Origin of the sequence: Thalassotalea sp. Sam97, from assembly GCF_041379765.1 — a bacterium.
Classification (GTDB): domain Bacteria; phylum Pseudomonadota; class Gammaproteobacteria; order Enterobacterales; family Alteromonadaceae; genus Thalassotalea_A; species Thalassotalea_A maritima.
The window spans coordinates 2,082,102-2,103,244 of record NZ_CP166919.1 but is presented as its reverse complement, the minus strand read 5'-3'; the positions used below and the strand labels follow the sequence as shown (position 1 = coordinate 2,103,244).

The window sequence follows — 21,143 nt, the reverse complement described above, 5'->3', positions numbered from 1 at the left end:
AATTACCAATAATAAACCCAGCACGATGCTCAGCCATAATCGATGACAAGGGCACAGCAGCATCGCGTATAAAACAAGGTTATTTCATGCTAAGTGTTGATCAGTGGTTGATGATCATGGTGTTTTTCGTAACCCTAGTTAGTTTAATTAAGTACCAATATGTGCCAGAACGAGTGTTTGCAACGGCAACGCTGGTATGCTTAAGCTTGTCATTTGTTAGCACCCAAGAGATTTTTAGTAACGCGGTAAACCCTGGGCTTATTACCCTGATACTGCTTATTACCTGTTCGTTTGCATTTGAGCGAACGAGTGTTTTACGGGGATTATCGAGTCGACTAATCGGCAAAAATAAACCCTTATCGTATCTCAAGACGTTAATGACCAGCGCCTTTGCATCCGCCATATTAAATAATACCGCAGTCGTTGCAACGCTCATCTCGCCGATTAAAAACAACCAACACATTAACTCAGGTCGGTTACTTTTACCCTTGTCTTATGCTGCTATTCTTGGTGGTACGTTAACCTTAGTGGGTACCTCAACGAACTTGATTGTTAATTCGATGCTGATTGAGCGTGGCGCACCGAGTTTGCAATTTTTTGACTTCACCATCGTTGGTTTGAGTGCCTTAACCGCTTGCATGCTGGTGTTGTTTGTTCGAATAGGCACTTTGCCGAAAACCGAGGCTGATACGAAAAGGGATAAGCATTACGTTGTTGAAGCGAAAGTGTTACCCAGTTCGAAATTGATAGGACGTTCCATTGAAGATAATGGTTTGCGCAGTATGGAGTCGCTTTTTTTGGTTGAGATTGTACGAAACGAAAAGCTGATTTCGCCAGTCACCCCAGAAGACAGTATTGAGACCAATGATAAATTAATTTTTACCGGCGATATTGCTAAGGTAAAGGTATTGCAGCAGTTCGATGGTTTGCAACTTTTTGCTGAGCAAAGTGGGTTGTTACGTGACAACCTTACGCAAGTGTTGATTAAGCCTGGCTCATCAATCATCGGTAAAACACTTAAGCAAACGGGCTTTCGAGCTCGCTTTGATGCGGCGGTGGTTGCTATTCGCAGAGAGGGATCAACCTTATCCGGAAAACTTGGCGAGATTATTTTACAGTCGGGCGACTTTCTTGTTCTTGCTGTAGGTAATGATTTTGCAACGCGAAGTAATATTAGTAAAAACTTTTATATTTTAAGTGGTGTCAAGGCCGATGGCATGCTTAGCGGTTGGCGAGACAAGTTTACCCTCGTTGGTTTTGTCACGAGTATTGCGGTTTCGGTGCTCATGAACATTCCGTTGGTAAAATGTTTACTGTTTTATTTAGCTGCCTTATTTGCGTTTAAGTGTTTGTCGATTAACGAGGTAAAACGCCGTTTTCCGCTAGAAATATTTATTGTTGTGGTGAGTGCATTATCATTGGCGACGGCATTGGAAAATACCGGCATCAGTTATGTCATTGCCGATGGCGTGCAAACGTTTTTACAAGATAAGTCGGTGCTCATTGCGTTTATTGCGGTATATCTTATCACCCTGATATTAACCGAGGTGATCACCAACAACGCGGCGGCGGCACTTATTTTCCCAATAGCCTACAACATGGCGATAGGCTTAGGCGTCGATCCTCTGCCGTTTGTTATGGCCGTTGCGTTTGCGGCAAGTGGCAGTTTTATTAGCCCGTATGGCTATCAAACCAATATTATGGTGTTTAACGCCGGTAATTATCGTATAAAAGACTTTATCAAACTTGGCTTGCCTGTATCGTTAACATACAGCGCCGTGGTTTTGACTATGATCCCATTAATTTTTCCTTTTGAGTAATAATGATGAAAACAGAGAATACCGTTTGGCATGCGCATCATGTCAGTAAAGCAGAACGAGCAAAGCAAAAACAACAAAAGCCTTGTTTACTTTGGTATACCGGTCTTAGTGGTTCAGGTAAATCGACGGTAGCGAATGCGGTGGATGCGTTGTTGTTTGAGCGTAATTGCCACACTTATATCTTAGATGGCGATAATGTTCGCCATGGCTTAAATGGCGATTTGGGATTTTCTGATGATGATCGTATTGAAAATATTCGCCGTATCAGTCAAGTAGGTAAATTATTTGTCGATTCAGGATTAATTGTGACTACGGCGTTTATTTCGCCATTTCAATCTGACCGCGATATGGCACGTGAGTTATTGGCAGACGGCGAATTTATTGAAGTGTTTATTGATACGCCAATCGAGGTTTGTGAGCAGCGCGATCCAAAAGGTTTGTATAAGAAAGCAAGAGCTGGTGAAATAAAAGAATTTACGGGCATCACCTCGGCGTATGACATTCCGAAGCAACCAGAAATTCATGTAAAAACGGCAGATACAAGCATTAAAGCCTGTGCTATGCAGATTGTTGATTATCTTGAGCAAAACGGCTACATCCCAGGCTAATTTAGCCAGCAGGCACTAGTGTTTATTTGAATACTTAATAAGGGGTAACGTTGCCCCTTGTTTTTGGTAAACAGTACAAAAGACGCATCAAGGCAACCTAACGCTGTTGACGATGATAACAGCCTGCGTTAACCACATCCTTTGACCACACACCAGTTCATGCGATGTTAGCGCCTGTCCTGAGCGCATTCCTTGGTCGTCCATGACTATCATGCAATGCAAAATACTGTCCTGAACACATTCCTTGGTCATCCATGACCATCATGTGTTGGTACATCCTGTACCAAAAAAAAAGGCGCCGTGAGGCGCCAGGATGCTAAACGTTCTATGAAAAAACTTTTCGCATTGTTGCGAGCATTAATATCCTACATTACATAGGATCAGCAATGTATATGTATTCAATTACCTTGCCAACTTTAATTGCTATTTATAATCAGTAACTTACGTGTTTTGGTTGGCGTTTGGTCAATGCAATGTAAAAATCTTTGACAAGCGTATTGGGCTATCTGATTGAATTTAAATTGAAAAATGACAGGTTGTGAGCGAGAGATGTCGTCGTTGATCTATTACGACCGGGGTAATCGATAGCCCTATTTTAGGTATCTTTTTAACAGAGCTGTTTTGATGGCCGTTTTGTGAAGAACCATGTTCTAGTAAAGATGATTTTTAATGGTCAGATGACTTTTTAACGCGCTGTTAATATTAGATTTTGATGAGTATTTTAGTTCGTTCTATTTCCAAACCTAATTGATGTTGTTATATTAGCCGATAGGTTGTCTAAGTACCGTCTGCAGTTCAGGCATACGTAAATGTGGTTGGTTCGAATTATCGGAATACCAGCTACGATGCCAACGATATTTGTTTCGTTGTGAAGTACGGAGTTGCGCATTAATAATAAGCGCAAAAAGTGGGTTGAATTATAAGTTAGCACATAATTTCAAATTAACCGCTTACCTGCCATCGCTATTGCGTTGTTGCGGGCTTTTTTGCTGTGTTTTATTTTTGTCCGTTATGTTTACAAGTCAACTGGTTCATGCGCGAACACCCGTTGAGCTTCGAGATGAACTTAGCTGGGCAGGGCACGGTAACTTTATTGGTACAGGTGGCACCTTTAGGGATATAATTCAAGGCGCTGATGCCGGGTGTGCTTTCCTTGCTGATGATGCCATATCAACAGGTACACTTTACGGCATGCCTAATGGGGCGACTGTTGCCAAAGCGCATTTAACTTGGGCTGCGTCAGGTCCTGCTAATGATTATGACGTGACCTTTAATGGCGTCAATGTCAGCGCAGATTTTGGTCGTCGTTATGTGTATGAAAATACCGCTGAAAATATCAGTTTTTACTCCGGTTCTAAGGACGTTACTCAGCAGGTAAGTGCTGCGATTGGTACGGCCAATGGTGGCACCTATAATTTTAGCTTCGCAGGCTTAACGATAGAACACACCGATACAAATTACTGTAATGGTGGTCGTGCCTTTGGTGGTTGGTCGCTCATTGTTATATATGAGCTGGCATCCGAGCCACTACGTTTGGTTAATGTGTTTGAAGGCTTTGACTCGTTTTGGGGAAGTTCGTTATTATTGCAACCGAAAAACTTCAGGGTTCCTGATACATTACCAGCGGGCGTAAATCTTGGTAAACATGCCCATATAACCTGGGAAGGTGACCCTCAAATTAATACCGATCGCGATGGTTTTAGCGAAAGCTTGCTGTTTCAAGGCACCACGCTATCTTATGGAACGGTGAACCCTAGTGGTGGTCAGTATAATGCAACTATCGCCGATGATACTTTGTCGGGCACCACGGTGGTCTATAACACCTACGGTCTTGACTTAGATATTTACGATATCACCAGTTATGTCTCCCCTGGCTTAACGCAGGTGGATACCGTTTACGAGGCGGGTCAAGACAGGGTGTATTTATCCTCTGAGGTGCTTAGTATTGTTAATGTTGAGGTAACGGATTTAGAAGTTAATCAGGGGATCTCTACTCGTGAAATCAGCAGTCGTGGCGAAGTCTCTGATATTCGGATAAATATCGATAATAACGGCCCTTACGACACCTCTGGCGATTTAACCGTTACCATCACACTCAATAACGATTTATCTTTGTTCGGCTCGAATAGCTTTTCTAGTAATGGTTGGAGTTGCTTGCAAAGTATCACTAATGCCATGGTTGTTAACTGCACGAAAACGGTTAATTACGTCAATGGTGCTATGGACTATATCGACATTCCAGTAAGCGTTGCTACGGATGCGGCCATTACCCAGCAAGTTACGGTGTCAATCCCTGGTACGCTTAGTGATCCTTACCCGATTAGTGGCTCTGGCGGCCGGTTTGATAATATTACCAGTAATAACACAAAAACATTCACCTATAACCTTTTGGCGGGAGATTTATCAACCTCCACTAAACAAGGTCTTGATGATAACGCAGGGGCTGTCGAAGTTGGTGATAGTATTACTTATACTATCCGTCTTTCGGAGAGCGCAGGTTATGGTATCGCTAATGTAACGGTGACCGACCAGCTTCCGATTGAACTTGAAAACCTTTCTATTATCTCAATACCACCTGGAGCAACAAATAATACGACAGGTAACCAACTCGATATATCGAATATTTTTGTTAAGGCAAATCAGTCGGTAGACATCATATACCGCGCTCATATTGTAAATACTGTCGCCCCAGACACAGTAATAACGAATATAGCAAATATAGCTAGCCCTGAAATGAGCATGCTAAGCGTCCAAGATAGTCTGACTGTCATTCAGCTTAATCCGATAAATACAGTGAAGCAATTGTATTTATGGGGGGAGAACGACAAAGCTGATAGTGCAATGTCAGATGAAAATGTGCCAAACCTATCACGCCTTGCACCAACTGAAAGTCAGGGAAATATTGACATACTAACTGTCACGGATAATCAGTGTTTGTTCGACAATCCAAATGCTGATAATTGTAAATTTTTTACCCTAGATCCCCGTTTAAGTTCAGATTTTACCATTGATGAAGTTATGGTCGATCTGTATGTCGATCGTATTACGTCGAATCAAAACAAAGCAAACATAGGATTAGCATTAGTTGATGCGACAAACCAAATTATTGCCAGTTATAACTTAGATGGATCGGCAAAAGATGTAACATTAGCTAATCAAATCAGCTTGATGCAATTTCCGCTAACGCTTGAGGGTGGCGTGACTAGCGTTACTGTGTCCTCTAATGATACCAACCCAAATACACTTAAGTTATTGATACAAAATAATCACAGTAGTAACAGTTTTCGTATCACCCCTTATAGCACAGAAGGTATATCTCAAGTAAGAATCGATACTCAGACAGTGATAAATATTGATAGCATTAATTTTTATGATGTGGCGCATAACGATAATCAGGTATCGAATGTTGGGGGAGCCGTAACCAATATTGAACAAGGTGATATTATTTACGGTCGTGCAATTGTTAGTGATCCATTTGGAGCTTTTGATATTAGCAACGTCGATATGACATTGCTCGACAGTAACGGCAATATCATTACAGAACTAAATAACCTCGTCAAAAAAAGTACTAACCAAGTCCCCGATTTGAACACCGGACAAGTGATGGTCGAGTTTAGCTACGTTTTAGCTAATGATGCTCCTCTTGGCATGTGGCAAGCACAAATTCGTGCAGAAGAAGGTTTAGAGGGGACTGTTTGGGATATCGATTTTGGTACATTTAATGTTTATGTACCACCAGAGTTGACTGTAACAAAGCAAGTGTTCTTAAAAGCCAGCCCAGGTTTGCCGGTTAGCCAGGCGCAAATTGGCGATCTGCTGCAATATCAAATTTTAATCTCTAACCAAAGTTTGGGGGATGCTGTTAATTTAGCCGTGACTGAAAGCATCAGCCCGTATACCGCGTTTTTATTCACAAGTGACCTGGTGAGCGATGACTCGCTTATTTGTCTTGATTGCGATGCTGTAGGCATTAGCTATAGCGAGCCAAATTTTTCAAACGATGGCGGCAGCAGCTATTTGTATAGTCCGGTTGTTGGTGCTAATACCAATGGCCATTTTGTCGACACAAATATCACAAATTTTAATCTTGAATTATCAGGCACACTCAAATCGGGGGAGAACATTACGTTCACCTACGACGTTGTCGTGCAATAACTAACCTAGGAGAATAGCAAAGACTATGAAATACCTAATAAATAGCGTTTTACTTGCTTTGAGTGTCGTTACATTTGCAGCTTTTGCGGCACCAGAAGTGGCAATAAGCCAAGTTGTTGAAAAAGACATCGAAGTAGAGGTCGGCGGTGAAGTGCAAGTGCAACGCGTTGTTGCCACGGAGATTGAGCCAGGTGAAACGTTATATTTCACCTTAACGTACAGTAATTCAGGTGATGAAAAAGCGGTTAATGTCGCTATTGATTCACCAGTACCTAATGGTACGCAATATGTTTTGGGGAGCGCGACAGGAGAAAACGCTCAGTTTTTTATTAAGCGAACAGGTCAACAGGAATACCTGCCTGCGCAAACACAAAATAGCACAGAAGCAGGAGGCAGCATCGAAGGCTTGCGTTGGATTGTAGACGACATCGAACCAGGCAAAACCGGCTCTGTGAGTTTTAACGTCACGGTTAACTCATAGAAACAATAATCGCTGCTTGCTATGTGCGCAGGCAAACACGTTTTACAAATTTTAAGAAGAATAATAACGGAGAAATATATGAAAACTCACTTGTTAACTAAGCTAACTAAAGCTGCGGCATTAGTGGCTCTTGCGGTTGGTTCGAGCTCTGCTTATGCAAATACTTCTGCTAACACTACGATTTTTAACAAAGTAGATGTTAGTTACGAGGCTCTAAACGGTGTAAAGAGAACTGCAACGGACGCCGTTAGTCTAACCATTAACTATGTTGACTCTAAAGCAATTGTCACTGCTTCTGAGTTGGTAGACGGAACAACAACAGGAATACATAAGACAGTATTCGCTATTGACGCGACATCTAATGGTGCGAGTGATTATACATTGACCCAATCTTTTGGTTCGAAAACAAATATCAAAAACGAATCATACAATGTGTACTCAATAACGGATCCTACAGATGCTGATTCAACCGGAGCTTTTGATGGAAACATTACTCTAGGAAGTGGCGTAATTGTTGGTATTGATACAGCAACCAAAACGGTTTATTTCCCTGCTGGTACTTTATCTGCCTTTGGCGCTAATGATTTTGTGGTAGTTCACAGTGGCGTCAATAGCTACACCTTCCGTGTGTCAGGAACTCCGGATAACGGCACGGTGCCAAATTATGATGAAGATACAGATGTTTATACACCAGAAGAGCAAGCTAGTATGGTTCTTGTGCCATATGGTTACGCTGATACCGCGTCTGGCGATGCTGCTTTTGCTGCTTTAGTCGAAGGTGATGTGTTAGGTGAAAGAAAATACGTTCGAGTGGACACTACTGCTGAAAACACCAGTACAACTGAAAATGCAACTTTAGATATTGTATTAAATGTAGTTACAACGGGTGGTGAAGCAACAGACCCAGTAACCGAAACACTTGAGTTTGGTTTCACAAACGTAACAGTAACGAAGAAAGTTAAACTATCAAGCGAAAGTACCTATAGTGACACTATTCCGGCGGTTAATCCTGGCACTGTCTTAGATTATCAAATCGTTGTTACCGTAGGTGACGATACTGCAGGCGCTAGTCCGACCGATACTTCAACAAGTGCTAAGCTGGTTGTCGTAGAAGATGTATTACCTCTTTATACTAAATATGATGAGACATCAGCGACAAATTTAGCTGTAACTTACGATGCTACTGTAGACACTGATGATGAATCGGGAACCAATACTGCGGGTGTTGTTACTGGTGATAAAATTCATGCTGTCTATGTACCGGTAGACGATAAAGGTACAGCGACGATTGCAGACGATGATCCTGCGAAGCTTGTTATTAACCTAGGTACACGAACTGACGCTACTATGAGCAATGGTGGCGGTACAATGGAACCTGGTGATAGCGTAACGATCACATACAGCGTAACTGTCGAATAGCTCTTTATTTGAATAATAACTAGGGAGAAGATGATGAGTTATTCTTCGCCGAAAAATTGGTTCGCTAATATAGCTTTTATGCTGTTGGCATTAATGTTTACCGCCAATGCGAGCGCCAATACCGGTGCTCGTGCGACGATTCACTCGTCTGCTAAATTAACCTATAACGGTGGCAGTGCTTATGCATCTGCGACCGTTAAGGTTAAGTTAGTTGCAGCCGCAGTAGATATTAGCGTTAATGAAACCACAGGGGCGGCAGAAACTGGCGATAATATTTCGTTTACCTACACCTTTGCCGCCAATGCCAACGGTAAAGACAGCTATGTACTTACAGCCGACAACCAAGATGAAGGTGTTGATACACCTACTATTTCGTTTGCCGGTGGTAACATTGTTGAACTGGGTGCCAGTATTGTCAGTGCACCGCTAGATACGCCAAACGTGTTGAAAATACCGGCAGGTACCGCTGATATGTTTGACGATAACGACATCGTACGTTTATCTGATGGTTCAGGTACATACCCAGGTACTTATCGCGTGATTTCGCGTATCGAAGGTAGCGTGGCAACCACCAACACCGATGGTAATACCATTGCCGAATCACCTGCGCAAATCGTACTGGAAACGGTCACGGGGAGCGATTTAACATCGGTACCTGCTGGTGTGCAAATTGGTGAGCTAAAGGATGTTGTGGTGACAATAACCGCAGGTACTCTTAATGGTGGTGCGACAGAGGCCAAGCATACCATTAACCTTTCGGTAAGCTCGCAAACTGACAGCAGCGCTAAAGCCGTTACGAGCACAGGCGATAATAATGAGGTCGTGGTTAATGTGAATGCACCAGCTAATGTAACTTTTGTTAAACAAGTTAAATTAGCCGGCGAAGCAGATGCAATGTATGCCACATACAAAGAAGCTGAACCGGGTGTTACCTTAACTTACCGTATTACCGTCACTAATGGCTCAACCAGTACGGCAACCGGTGCTAACGTGGTCGATGTTATCCCAGGTTTTACAACCTATGTGGCTGACTCTATTACCTTAAATGGTGACGCTTACCAAGGTCAATTACCTTGGTCTGTCGACGGTATGTCGGTCAAAAGTAGCAGCGCTACTGATGATGGCGACATATTGGCTGGCGAAACAGCGGTAGTTACTTACCAAGTTATCATTAACTAACGATATAAAGCAGTAATATAACCGAGTGATGTACCTGGTAGTAAATTTATTAAGAGCATTCACAATGCTGTTGGCCATATCGGCCAGCAGCGTTGTTGCTCTTGTTTATTCAAAATTTAACGTCAGTTCAAAGGTAATGTATTTTAGCCGTTGTGGTGTTCAAGCTGCACAGTCAATAAAATACATTACCTTTGCACTGCTTGCTGTTGTATGCGTATTGTTGATGCCAAGTGCTATGGCAGCGACAAGCGGTATACAATTTGCCGAGCATGGTGACGAGGTGACTAACAAAGCTACGTTGATGTTTCATGGCGGAGAGTTGACCAGTGAAACCACCATTAAAGTGGTATTAAAACCTGCGACCGAGCCAACGCCATCAACGATTGAATTTTTACATTATCAATCACCCACTAATGACCCCAATGCGTCAGACCCTAATACTTATTACGATATTATCACCAGTGAATATTCAGCTAGCGGAGAAGTAGTAGGCCCGTATCTGAGTTATTTATTGGCATTGCCTGCAGGGTCGCGCGCGGTTGGTGAAGATAAGCTGACATTTCCGGCCAATTTAGGCCTACAACAAACCAGTAGTTACGCCACCAACGACCCTGTATTTATTCGTGTAACCGATCGTGATCAAAATCGCAATGACCAACTCAGAGAGCGTATTGTGGTTACCTTAGGTACCGATACCGGTGCCGATACAGAGGTCATTGTCTTGGTTGAAAGCGATGTGAATAGCGGCATTTTTATTGGTTATATCGCCACCCTAAATACCAGTGCCAGTGAGCACGATGGCGTACTGTCTGTACTGGCAAACAGCAAAATTACCGCACGTTATGTCGACCGATTTGACCAAACCGATGTGTCGGCAACAGCCGCCTTGGTTGATCCTTACGGTATTATTTTTAACAGTGAAACAGGCGAAGGGGTGAACGATGTTGATATCACCGTTATTAACGTCGCCACGGGGCAAGCGGCTGAGGTATTTGCACCCGATGGCATAACCCAATATCCATCAACCGTACGTACCGGCTCTGTTGTTACTGATGCTGGTGGTAATCGCTATCAATTAGCACAGGGGCAGTTTTACTTCCCATTAATGAAACCAGGCGATTATCGCTTTGAGATCATCAACCCAGAAGGTTATTTAGCAAACGCCAGTAGCAAAACCAATGCTGAGCTTAGACAATTACCTAACGGTGATCAGTTTAGCCTGACTCGAGGCTCCCGATTAGAGGTCTTTACCGTTGAACCGGGGCCGGCACTTGAAATTGATATTCCGATTGATCCTGAACCGGCACAACCATTTGTAATTAAGCGGGCTAACAAAGGTAATGCTGCAATTGGCGATTTTGTCCAGTTTACCATCGACGTTAGCAATCCATCCGTGGTAACTGCGGTGCCGGCAGATACGCTGATTGATGTGTTACCCAAAGGCTTTAGGTATGTGTCAGGTAGCCTTAGTGTTAATGGTGAAACAGCACAAGCTCCGCGGTTAAGTGACGATGGCGTAACTATGAATATTAGCGTGCCAAGATTAGCGCCCGAAGAGTCGATATCTATTCGTTATGTTACCCAAATTGGCGCAGACGCTGAGCTTGGCCAAGCCGTTAATACAGCGTATTTATTATCGCAACACGCACAGGGCCTGTTAGCAAAGGCAAAGGTTACGATCAGTGAAGACCTGTTTAGCTCAAAAGCCATCGTCATGGGACGGGTTATTTGGGACAACTGTCAAGCGGAGTCTAGTGTGCCGGTTGATGAGCAATCGGTGCCAGGTGTGCGTATATATATGCAAGATGGTACCTTTGTTACTACCGATTCTAACGGCATGTGGCATATCGAAGGTGTTAAGCCAGGCTTGCATGTTGTGCAAGTTGATTTAGATAGCCTGCCGGAACATTTGGAAGTGGTTGAATGTCAGCCATCGCCGCGTCGTGCAGGTACGCCATATTCTGAATTTGTTGATGTTCAGGGCGGTACGCTATGGCGCACCAATTTTCATCTGAGACAAAAAGTCAGTACCTTAGGTGAAATCAGCATTGAGCAAAGTATTCGAGCCAGTAAAACGCTGGGTGTTGAGCTTGCGGTACATTTTGCTCATGATAGCGCCGTAGTCGATAGCGTATACCTTGATGAGATCAAACAACTCGCCGATTTTCTTCAGCAAAACCCAGAAACTCGTGTGACCATTGAAGGACACACGTCAGTTGTTGGTACTGTCGCTTATAACCACAAACTATCGCAGCGTCGAGCGAACGCAATTGCCAGCATATTAACGCAGCAGTTTGCTATTGATAGGGGCCGAGTGAGTGCGGTTGGTTACGGTGAATTAAAGCCACTTAACTTTGCTAATGACGAGCGAGCGCATGCACAAAACCGTCGCATTATTGCTCAGATCGAATTTTTGGCCGGGATCACCGACACGCCAAGAAAATTGGATGTGACCCTGAATATCCGTAACCAGTTGAGCCAATATAATCGATTACAACTCGACAATTATCAAATTCGCTATCAAGTGCCGAACGGTTGGCAATTAGCTACAGGCTCAGGAAAAGTCAATAAACGCACCACAGCGCCACAGCAATTGGCCAACAATACACTCACTTGGTCACTTGATAAACTGAGTCGTGAACAGGTGCACTTTAGTTTGGTGCCGACAGTGGCACAAATAGCCGACTATGATCTTAAAAATGTTGATGATAGTCAGCGTCAACATAGTACGTTTGATTTTAGCGGTGTTGGTATTGCCCGTATAGCTTATCAAAATCTTGCTAGTCGTAACCCTGAGCAAATTCAAAGCGGCGCCGAAAGTCGAGTAAGTTTGCAAACACTTTTACAAACGGCTGTTAACAATACCCAAGAGATTCAGGCTACTAGTGCAGCAGTTAAGGCGTATCAGCAACGTCAGCAGCAATTGCAAACCTCGGCGGTAGCGACAAAAACAAGTCAGGGTTTTGCACCTGTCGATACCCAACTTGCTACCGAAGAGGCAAAAGAGAAAAAAGCCGAGCCGGGTATTTTGTCGATGCAAGAGGGGGCACTGGTTTCGAGACCAACCATTTCGTTGCGATTCGCCTTAGACTCGCGTCTGCAACCTAAATTGTCGTTGAACAACGAGTTGATCACTGAAGACCGTCAAGCATTTAAAGCTACTGATACCGACAGTGGTTTGACGACGTATAACTACATAGGTATTGATGTTAAAGAGCCCGGTGCGCATCAATTTGTACTGCAAGGTATTGGCCCATTTGGTAATGCGCGTTTTGAGCAAACGGTAAATTTTGTCCGTACTGGTGAAGTACAAAAAGTTCGTTTGCTTAACGCCAACGGTAATGTTGCCGACGGAAAATCACCAATCAAAATACAGTTGGGCTTGCTCGATGTGGACGGTAACCATATACCGGCAGAAGTAAAATTGAGTATTCAAAACTCACAACTTAGCCCCTATCAAAGTGAATATGACCGCGCTGTATTGCAAACGCCAAGCGAACAACTGACCATGAAACCCGATGGTACGGTGTTATTTAATCCGGTAACGCAAGCAGGTATGTACAGCGCTGAGATCATTTACGATGAAAACGTATCTGAAAAAATTAAGTTTTACGTAAAGCCATATTTGCGTGACTGGATATTTGTGGGTTTTGCCCGCGGCAGTGCCGGCTACAACGATTTGTCGGGCAACATGCAAGCACTTGATGACGCTGATATCGATGGCGATTTTTATCAAGATGGCGAAGTCAAATTTTATGCCAAAGGTAAGGTGCGTGGTGATTGGCTACTCACCATGGCGTACGACAGTAAAAAGCGTAAAGATGAAGAGCGATTAAACCAAACCATCACGCCCGGCGCCTATTACACTTTGTATGGTGACGCGGCAACCCAAGAGCATGACGCGGCAAGTCGTGAAAAACTTTATTTACGTTTAGAAACCGATCAGTTTTACGCCTTATTTGGTGATTTTAATACCGGGCTTGGTCAAGGTGAAATCACCGCCTATAACCGAAGCTTAACGGGTGTAAAAGCCGAGTATACTGGCGAGCAATTTAATATTACCGCCTTTGCAGCCGAAACCGACCAGCTGTTTATTCGCGACGATATTCAAGGCGAAGGGGTGTCAGGTTTGTATTACCTATCAAACCAGAACATAGCACCAAACACAGAAAGCATCAGCATTGAAGTGCGTGATCGTTTTGACCCGCTGCAAGTGATAGAACAAAAATCGCTGACGCGTTTTGTCGATTACTCGATAGATTATAGCGACGGTAGCCTATTCTTTAAGCGCCCCATCAATAGCGTTGATAGAAGCAACAACCCGATATTTATCGTCGCTGAATATGAAATGCAGCAAGCCATTGGTACAGAAGAAGTGATCGCCGGTGGCCGGATTGGCGTTAAGTTGCCTGGAGTTACAGAGCAAGGTGGTGGTGAACTGGGGGTTAGCCATATCGATGAAGGGCAAAGCTCGCGCCAGGGTACATTAACCGGTGTTGATATAACCTATAATGTTAACGATGAGCTTCGTATTACTGCTGAAGCGGCAACCACCGATAGCATCGTTGACGGTGAGCAATACAAAGGCGATGCCTACCGGGTTGAGCTTGAGCACCAAGGCAAAGCGCTTGATGGCAAAATTTATGTAAACGAAGAACAAGCCGGCTTTGGTTTAGGCCAACAAAGTGAAAATAGCCAAGGACTGCGTAGTGTTGGTACTGAGGGGCGTTATCGTTTTAGTGAAGATTTGCAGTTAACGGCTGAGCTTTCGCAACAAACAGATTTACAATCGCAGCGAAAACGCGATTTAGCCGAAGCGCGACTTGAACTAAACCAAAAATCAGATAACTACTATGTTGGTTTGCGCACGGTAAAAGAAAGCGGCGGTGAACGTCGTGAAAGCCAGCAATCGGATCAAGTGTTAATAGGCGCGCGCCAATCGTTATTTGATTCTCGCCTTGTGTTAACAGCAGATTATGAGCAAACACTTGCCGATGACGAAACCATTGATTTCCCGTCGCGCTTAAATTTGGGTGCTGATTACGATATTACCGACTGGATCACACTAAACGCCGATCAAGAGTTTTCGTTTGGTGATAAAGGCTCAGAACAAGCCAGTTTACTTGGCTTGAGCGCACGACCATATACCGGCATGAGCATAGGCACAAATATTGAGCAAAAACACAGTGAAAATGGCGATCGCTTGTTTGCAAACTACGGTCTTATGCAAACGGTTAAGCTTAATGATTTTTGGGATATTAATATTGGTCTTGATCGGGCGCAATTATTAAAGGATGAGCAGGGGACTACCACACCAGAAGAGCAACAACAAGCGACAGATTTTGCACGAGATAGTGTGAACAGTGAAGACTTTACCGCGCTTTCGACGGGCGCGAATTACTCAAAAGACGCCTGGGCTTGGGACAGTTTATTTGAGTATCGCACTAGTGACAGTGATGACAAATACAACCTATTAAGCTCGGTCGTACATGACTTACAAGATGGTATTGTCATGGCGGGTAAAGTCGAGGTGCTGAGCGTGCAATCAAATATTGACGAAAATGACTCGCTTAGCTCATTAATCAGTTTTGGTTTGGCGTATCGCCCAATGGCCAGTCGTTGGATTGTTCTTGATAAGCTCGAGTTTAAATACGACGAGCAACATAGCGAATTTAACCAGTTAAGAAGTCGACGCTTTATTAATAACATTAACGCAAACTACTTGTGGGATCATAAAACTCAAGTGGCGCTGCAATACAGCTTTAAGTACGTGTTAGAAACCATTGATGAGAACGACTACGCGGGCTTTACTGATTTAGTTGGCGCAGAAGTTCGCCATAACCTAAGCCAAACTTGGGACGTTGGCTTGCATGCTAACGTACTGCACTCATGGGAAGCTGAAAATTACCAATACGGCTATGGTGGCTCCATTGGTTACAGCCCAGAGCGCAATGTATGGATAAGTTTTGGTTATAACCTACAAGGCTTTAAGGACCGTGACTTTAACGGCAGCGAATATACCGCCCAAGGCCCATTCTTGCGCTTTAGAATAAAAGCCGATCAAAATACCTTTAAATCGATTTTTGAAGATTAGCTAAATCTTAGTGATTACAGTCTTGCCTCATGGACCTAATCACACCGCTTGTTAAGCGGAGGTTAGTAATTTGTGATATGAACCTTGCGAAAGTTAGATAACTAGAGAATAGGTATTGGTAGTGCTCACTTACTTAGAACTCCTTTATTAAAAATTCCCCCCCCCATTTGAGTGTTATTTGCGCAATCAAAAACGCCTTATCGAAATAGAGCAAAAACTCATTGTAATTCTAAAATAGGTTATATACACTGTGCCTCGCTTAAGCTGATTCAGTGCTGTGATTTTATCAAAAAACAAGCACTATCATGAATAAGAATCAGACGCTTAAGTGAGCCTAGAAACAACAAAACGTTATTATTTGTTCGAATAAAAGCGCAGAACAGCGGATAGTTCTGCATAGTGAATAAATAGTGTATGGGATTAAAATGTCTAAAGCAGTCACATATAAATGGTACGTCCTTACGAGCAAGCCTCGTGATGAGCAGCGTGCATATGATAATTTAGTCTCTCAGGGGTATCACTGCTTTTTACCTAAAATATCAAAGGTGAAAAAGCGTAATGGCGTTAAGTCACTCACGCTAGAACCTTTATTTCCAAATTATCTATTTATACAACTTGATGATGAACAAGCAAATTTTAATGCCATACGGTCAACGCGTGGCATAGGTGCTTTTGTTCGTTTTGGTATGAATCACGCGACAATTGATGCTGATATAATTGAGCAAATTCGAGCTAATCAAGCACAGTCGTCGCAACCTAAAACATTAGAGCAAATGTTAGATTACCAGAGTGGTGATTTGGTAACGATTCAACAAGGCCCATTTCAAGGCTTAACGGCAATTTATCAAGCCAAAGATGGCTTGGAACGAAGTATTTTGATGATCAATATGCTTGGTCAACAAAGTCCGGTATCAGTAGGCAATGATGCCTTTGATAAAGGCGAAGCTTAGGTAATAAACGTGCCGTGTATATGCGTGTTCACCATATAGGCTAAGCAAGCATATACACGCAAAACAAAAACTTCTCTACGGCAATACAGTGGTAGAGCCCCGAGTAACCTCAAAGCGGCTGCTTGGCAACAGAAAACAGAAAACAGAAAATACGATAACATATTGTCACAATGCGTTTTGGAGCCAGACCAATGGGCGGAAGCGTGCTTGAATTTCAATCAAGATCGCAAAGGCGTATTACTTAAAGAATTAGCATCAAGTTAGAAAACTAAGTTGGTGTCTAGGTTCGCAGTAAGAAATTTTGAATATCAAATCAATAGGGTTAGTAAATTAATCTATGAAAAAAATTAATAAGCAATTAGGCTTAGCGTTACTTGTAAGCAGTGTTTTATCAGGATGTACTATTCCCGGTGGGCACATTGTTGGCGTTAGTGCAGAAGATCAAGGTCAAAATGATGAGCAGGCATTTGATGTGACCACGCAAGTAAATACGATACTTATCACGCCTGAAACACTAAATGCTATTCAAGAAAAACAACCTGTTGCGAGACAAAACCCACAACTTGAAAATCAATTACAATCATACGCCTACACTGTTGGCGTAGGTGATGTGCTTAGCGTTATCGTTTATGATCATCCCGAACTAACAACACCTGCTGGACAGTTCCGTGATCCCGAGCAAGCGGGTAATATTGTCGATGCAGAAGGTTATATATTTTACCCTTATATTGGTCGCGTATTAGTAAAAGGGCAAAGCGTTGAAGAAATTAGAAATATCATAACGCAAAAACTCGCACGCTATATTGAAAACCCACAAGTAGATGTAAAAGTCGCGGCGTATCGTTCAAAACGAACTTACATTACCGGCGCTGTCAACAAACCTACAGTGATGCCTATAGCGAATGTACCTCTTACGTTACTTGATGCCATCAATAGTGCAGGCGGAATTAAAGACGATGCTGACTGGCGTAGTATAATTCTAACTCGTGGCTCGTCAGAAGAATATCTAGATTTGTACGCTCTTTATCAAAAAGGCGATATGAGTCAAAACCGAATGTTACAGCATAATGATATTATTCATGTACCTCGCAACGATGCTACCAAGGTTTTTGTTATGGGGGAGGTTAACCGCCCTGCAACGTTACCCATTCACCGAAGCGGCTTAACATTAGCAGAAGCTTTAGGTAACGTCGGTGGTTTTAATGAAATGACAGCCGATGCGAGTGGCATATTTATACTTCGTTCTAGTGATGATGCGACCAAAGTAGCAGATGTTTACCAACTGGATGCATCAAATGCCGCAGCATTAATATTAGCAACCCAATTTAATTTAAAACCAATGGACTTAGTGTATGTAACCAGTGCGCCTATCGCGCGTTGGAATAAAGTTATTTCTTTACTGTTGCCTACAGTACGTGGCTTAGACAGTTTAAATGACTTAGATAAGACGTTATAACCGCAACAAGGTATTGAGTTTACATGTTTAATAATATTCTAGTCGTTTGTATCGGCAATATTTGTCGAAGCCCTAGTGGAGAGCGCATACTGCAGTCGATGCTACCTGACAAAAATATAACCAGTGCTGGCATTGGGGCAATGATAGATCACGGTGTTGAGCAACATGCTGCTAAGTTACTTGATTCGCACAACTATAACAGTGCAGATCATAAAGCACGGCAAATCAGCCAAGACATTATTAGCGATGCCGATCTGATATTAGTAATGGAAAAACGTCATCAGCAAACATTAATGCAAAAGTACCCATCGGCGAGTGGCAAAGTCATGCTGTTAGGTAAGTGGAATAATGATGAAGAAATCCCTGACCCTTATAAAAAGAGTATGGAAGTATTCGAGCAATCATTTAAGCAAATAGAGCACAACTGTAAACTTTGGGCAAGTAAACTTGGATAAGCTAATGAACCAAGAAAATATTAAATCTAATAAATTTCAAACGAATGCCAATGATAATCAGGCAGATGAAATAGATATCGCTCGTTATATTGCATTATTATTAGAGCATAAAGTAACGATTATTGTTGTAACCCTTTTATTTGCTTTGGCTGGGATAGTTTTTGCTCAATTACAAACGCCAATTTATAAAGCCGATGCGTTAGTGCAAATTGAAACTAAGGCTAGTGGTGTACCAGGCCTTGGCGATATGGAAGATCTTTTTGGTGCAGAGTCAAAAGCGGTAACCGAGATAGAATTACTAAAATCTCGCAAAGTTCTTGGTGATGCCGTAGACGAATTACGTTTAGATATCATCACAGCGCCGAAATATTTTGGTAAGTTGGGTGAATTTTACGCTCGAGGTTATCGTGGTAGTGATTTTAATGCGCCTTTAATGTCTGGCCTTTTGTCTGATACTTATGCATGGGGTGGTGAAAAAATTCGCGTCGCTCAATACAACGTTGAACAGTCACTGCTTGGCATAACGTTAGAGGTTGTTGCAGGTGAAGATAATGAATATCAGGTCTACTTAGATGGCACGTTGTTGTTATCAGGCAAAGTCAATACTCTAGCTCGTAGTGATGATGGTCAAGTGCAGTTATTAATTACAGAGTTAAATGCCAAACCAGGCACAGCCTTTGAGTTAACACGGTTACACCGAAGCGATGCGATTACAAATCTACTAAATAATTTACAAGTTTCAGAAAAAGGCAAGCAGTCTGGTATTTTAAGTTTGACACTTGAAGGACCCGACCGCCGTATGGCACAAAAAACCTTGGATGCGATAGCTAACGCGTTTTTAATGCAAAACGTGAAACGCATGAGCCAGGAAGTGGAAAAGTCGATCGCCTTTTTAAACAGCGAATTACCGAAAATTGATGCCAAGCAAGCGAACGCAGAAGAAGCGTTAAACCAATTCCGTTTGCAAAACGATTCTGTTGACTTAACTCTTGAAACAGAGTCGGTGCTTGAACAATTGGTGGAAATAGATACAAAGATCCACGAATTGGCCTTCTTAGAAGTCGATGTCGCCCAAAAATATACCAAGGCCCATCCGCGTTACGTGAGTTTGTTGACAAAAAAAGCAGACCTTGAGCAACAAAAAGACACTTTAAACGCGAGTATCAAAGACTTACCAAAAGCACAGCAAACCATTTTACGTATGGCTCGCGATGTAGAAGTAAATCAACAGATTTATTTAGCACTTTTAAATAAGGTACAAGAGCTTAACGTCGTTAAAGCGTCAACGGTGGGTAACATCAATATTGTAGACTACGCGCAAGTAGGGCGATTTCCCATTAAACCAAAAAAAGCTTTAATTGTAGTTATTATTACCTTATTAGGCGGACTTTTAGCTGTTGCTTACATTATTATTAAATCGGCTTTTAATCGAGGCGTGACTAACCCTCAAGCGTTCGAAGATGTAGGCCTGACTGTATACGCAACTGTCCCTTTATCTGAAACTCAAACCAAGTTCATTGATACAATAAAGCGCAAAGCTAAGTTGCGTGGTAAACGTAAAACAGATGCTGAAGATGAAATGTTGCTAGCTATCGAAAATCCAGCGGATTTGGCAATAGAAGCGATTAGGAGTTTACGTACCTCGTTACATTTTGCCATGTTAGAAGCAAAAAATAATGTGGTGATGATATCAGGTGCCAGCCCTGGTGTTGGTAAATCGTTTATTTCATCGAACCTTTCTGCTGTTATTGCACAGGCGGGTCAAAAAGTGTTACTTATCGATGCTGATATGCGTAAGGGCTATATTCACAAAGTATTTGGTGTAGAGGCTGAGAATGGTCTTTCCGACTACTTGATTGGTAATATCAATATTGACCAGAGTATTCGCTCGACTAAGCAACCAAATCTTGATTTTGTTAGCCGTGGTCAAGTGCCACCTAACCCAAGTGAATTATTAATGAGTAAAGGCTTCGCGGACTTTATTGAGAGAGCATCAGCCGACTACGATCTAGTTATTGTTGATACGCCACCCATTTTAGCGGTAACAGATGCAGCCATTATCGGCCGGCATGCAGGCGCTTCATTAATGCTAGCGCGCTATGATTTGAACCCATTAAAAGAAATCGTTGTAGCGGTAAATCGCTTTGAAAACAACGGCGTTGAGATTAAAGGTTTAATTTTTAATGCAGTGGAAAAGCGAGAGAGTGATTACGGTTATTACAACTATGGGTATGATTATAAATAATATATTTAAGCTTTAAGTGTCGAAAGTTCGCTCTTGTTTTATGAAACAGTTGTATTGCTTTTGATTAGTAAAGTCGTTTATTACTGATGTATGGGCAGAGCGGTATCGTATCAGATTGTCTATGTCTAGTTCACCATGTATAACCCATTTATTGTGTACATTCGGAGTTAAATAAAGATTATAGAAATGTCTCTTCCTAAGAAAACCTAGGAAGAGTTATTTGAAATAAATACTATTGTAAATATCACCCAATGTGACTGAAAACTTCTTCCTAATCTGTA

11 protein-coding genes are annotated in these 21,143 nt (G+C 42.5%); all 11 read left to right on the top strand.

Annotated features, from left to right (window positions below; all coding sequences use genetic code 11):
* Positions 1-86 precede the first annotated feature (86 nt).
* The 11 genes from ACAX20_RS09430 (at position 87) to ACAX20_RS09380 (ending at position 20,862) form a co-directional block, all read left to right on the top strand.
* Entirely contained in the window at positions 87-1,820 is a 1,734-nt protein-coding gene (locus ACAX20_RS09430) for an SLC13 family permease (RefSeq protein ID WP_371185713.1), read from the top strand.
* Between the two features lie 2 nt (positions 1,821-1,822).
* Positions 1,823-2,428, top strand: coding sequence for an adenylyl-sulfate kinase (gene cysC / locus ACAX20_RS09425; RefSeq protein ID WP_371185711.1), 606 nt, complete (start codon positions 1,823-1,825; stop codon positions 2,426-2,428).
* Positions 2,429-3,439: 1,011 nt separating this feature from the next.
* A complete protein-coding gene (locus tag ACAX20_RS09420; RefSeq protein ID WP_371185710.1) occupies positions 3,440-6,583 on the top strand; it encodes a hypothetical protein in 3,144 nt (1,047 codons plus the stop codon).
* 25 nt (positions 6,584-6,608) lie between these two features.
* Complete coding sequence (locus ACAX20_RS09415) at positions 6,609-7,064, top strand: hypothetical protein (protein ID WP_371185709.1); 456 nt, start codon at positions 6,609-6,611, stop codon at positions 7,062-7,064.
* A gap of 78 nt (positions 7,065-7,142) precedes the next feature.
* Positions 7,143-8,483: a hypothetical protein gene (locus ACAX20_RS09410; protein ID WP_371185707.1), complete on the top strand. Its 1,341-nt coding sequence runs from the start codon at positions 7,143-7,145 to the stop codon at positions 8,481-8,483.
* 30 nt (positions 8,484-8,513) lie between these two features.
* Positions 8,514-9,662, top strand: coding sequence for a DUF11 domain-containing protein (locus tag ACAX20_RS09405; RefSeq protein ID WP_371185706.1), 1,149 nt, complete (start codon positions 8,514-8,516; stop codon positions 9,660-9,662).
* A gap of 64 nt (positions 9,663-9,726) precedes the next feature.
* Positions 9,727-15,756 (top strand): OmpA family protein, encoded by a 6,030-nt coding sequence (locus ACAX20_RS09400; RefSeq protein WP_371185704.1) that lies wholly within the window; start codon positions 9,727-9,729, stop codon positions 15,754-15,756.
* Positions 15,757-16,181: 425 nt separating this feature from the next.
* Positions 16,182-16,706 (top strand): transcription/translation regulatory transformer protein RfaH, encoded by a 525-nt coding sequence (gene rfaH, locus ACAX20_RS09395; protein ID WP_371185703.1) that lies wholly within the window; start codon positions 16,182-16,184, stop codon positions 16,704-16,706.
* A gap of 337 nt (positions 16,707-17,043) precedes the next feature.
* A complete protein-coding gene (locus tag ACAX20_RS09390; RefSeq protein ID WP_371185702.1) occupies positions 17,044-18,162 on the top strand; it encodes a polysaccharide export protein in 1,119 nt (372 codons plus the stop codon).
* Positions 18,163-18,185: 23 nt separating this feature from the next.
* Positions 18,186-18,617, top strand: a complete 432-nt coding sequence (locus ACAX20_RS09385; RefSeq protein WP_371185701.1) for a protein tyrosine phosphatase — start codon at positions 18,186-18,188, stop codon at positions 18,615-18,617.
* Positions 18,618-18,621: 4 nt separating this feature from the next.
* Complete coding sequence (locus ACAX20_RS09380; protein ID WP_371185700.1) at positions 18,622-20,862, top strand: polysaccharide biosynthesis tyrosine autokinase; 2,241 nt, start codon at positions 18,622-18,624, stop codon at positions 20,860-20,862.
* Positions 20,863-21,143: the final 281 nt, after the last annotated feature.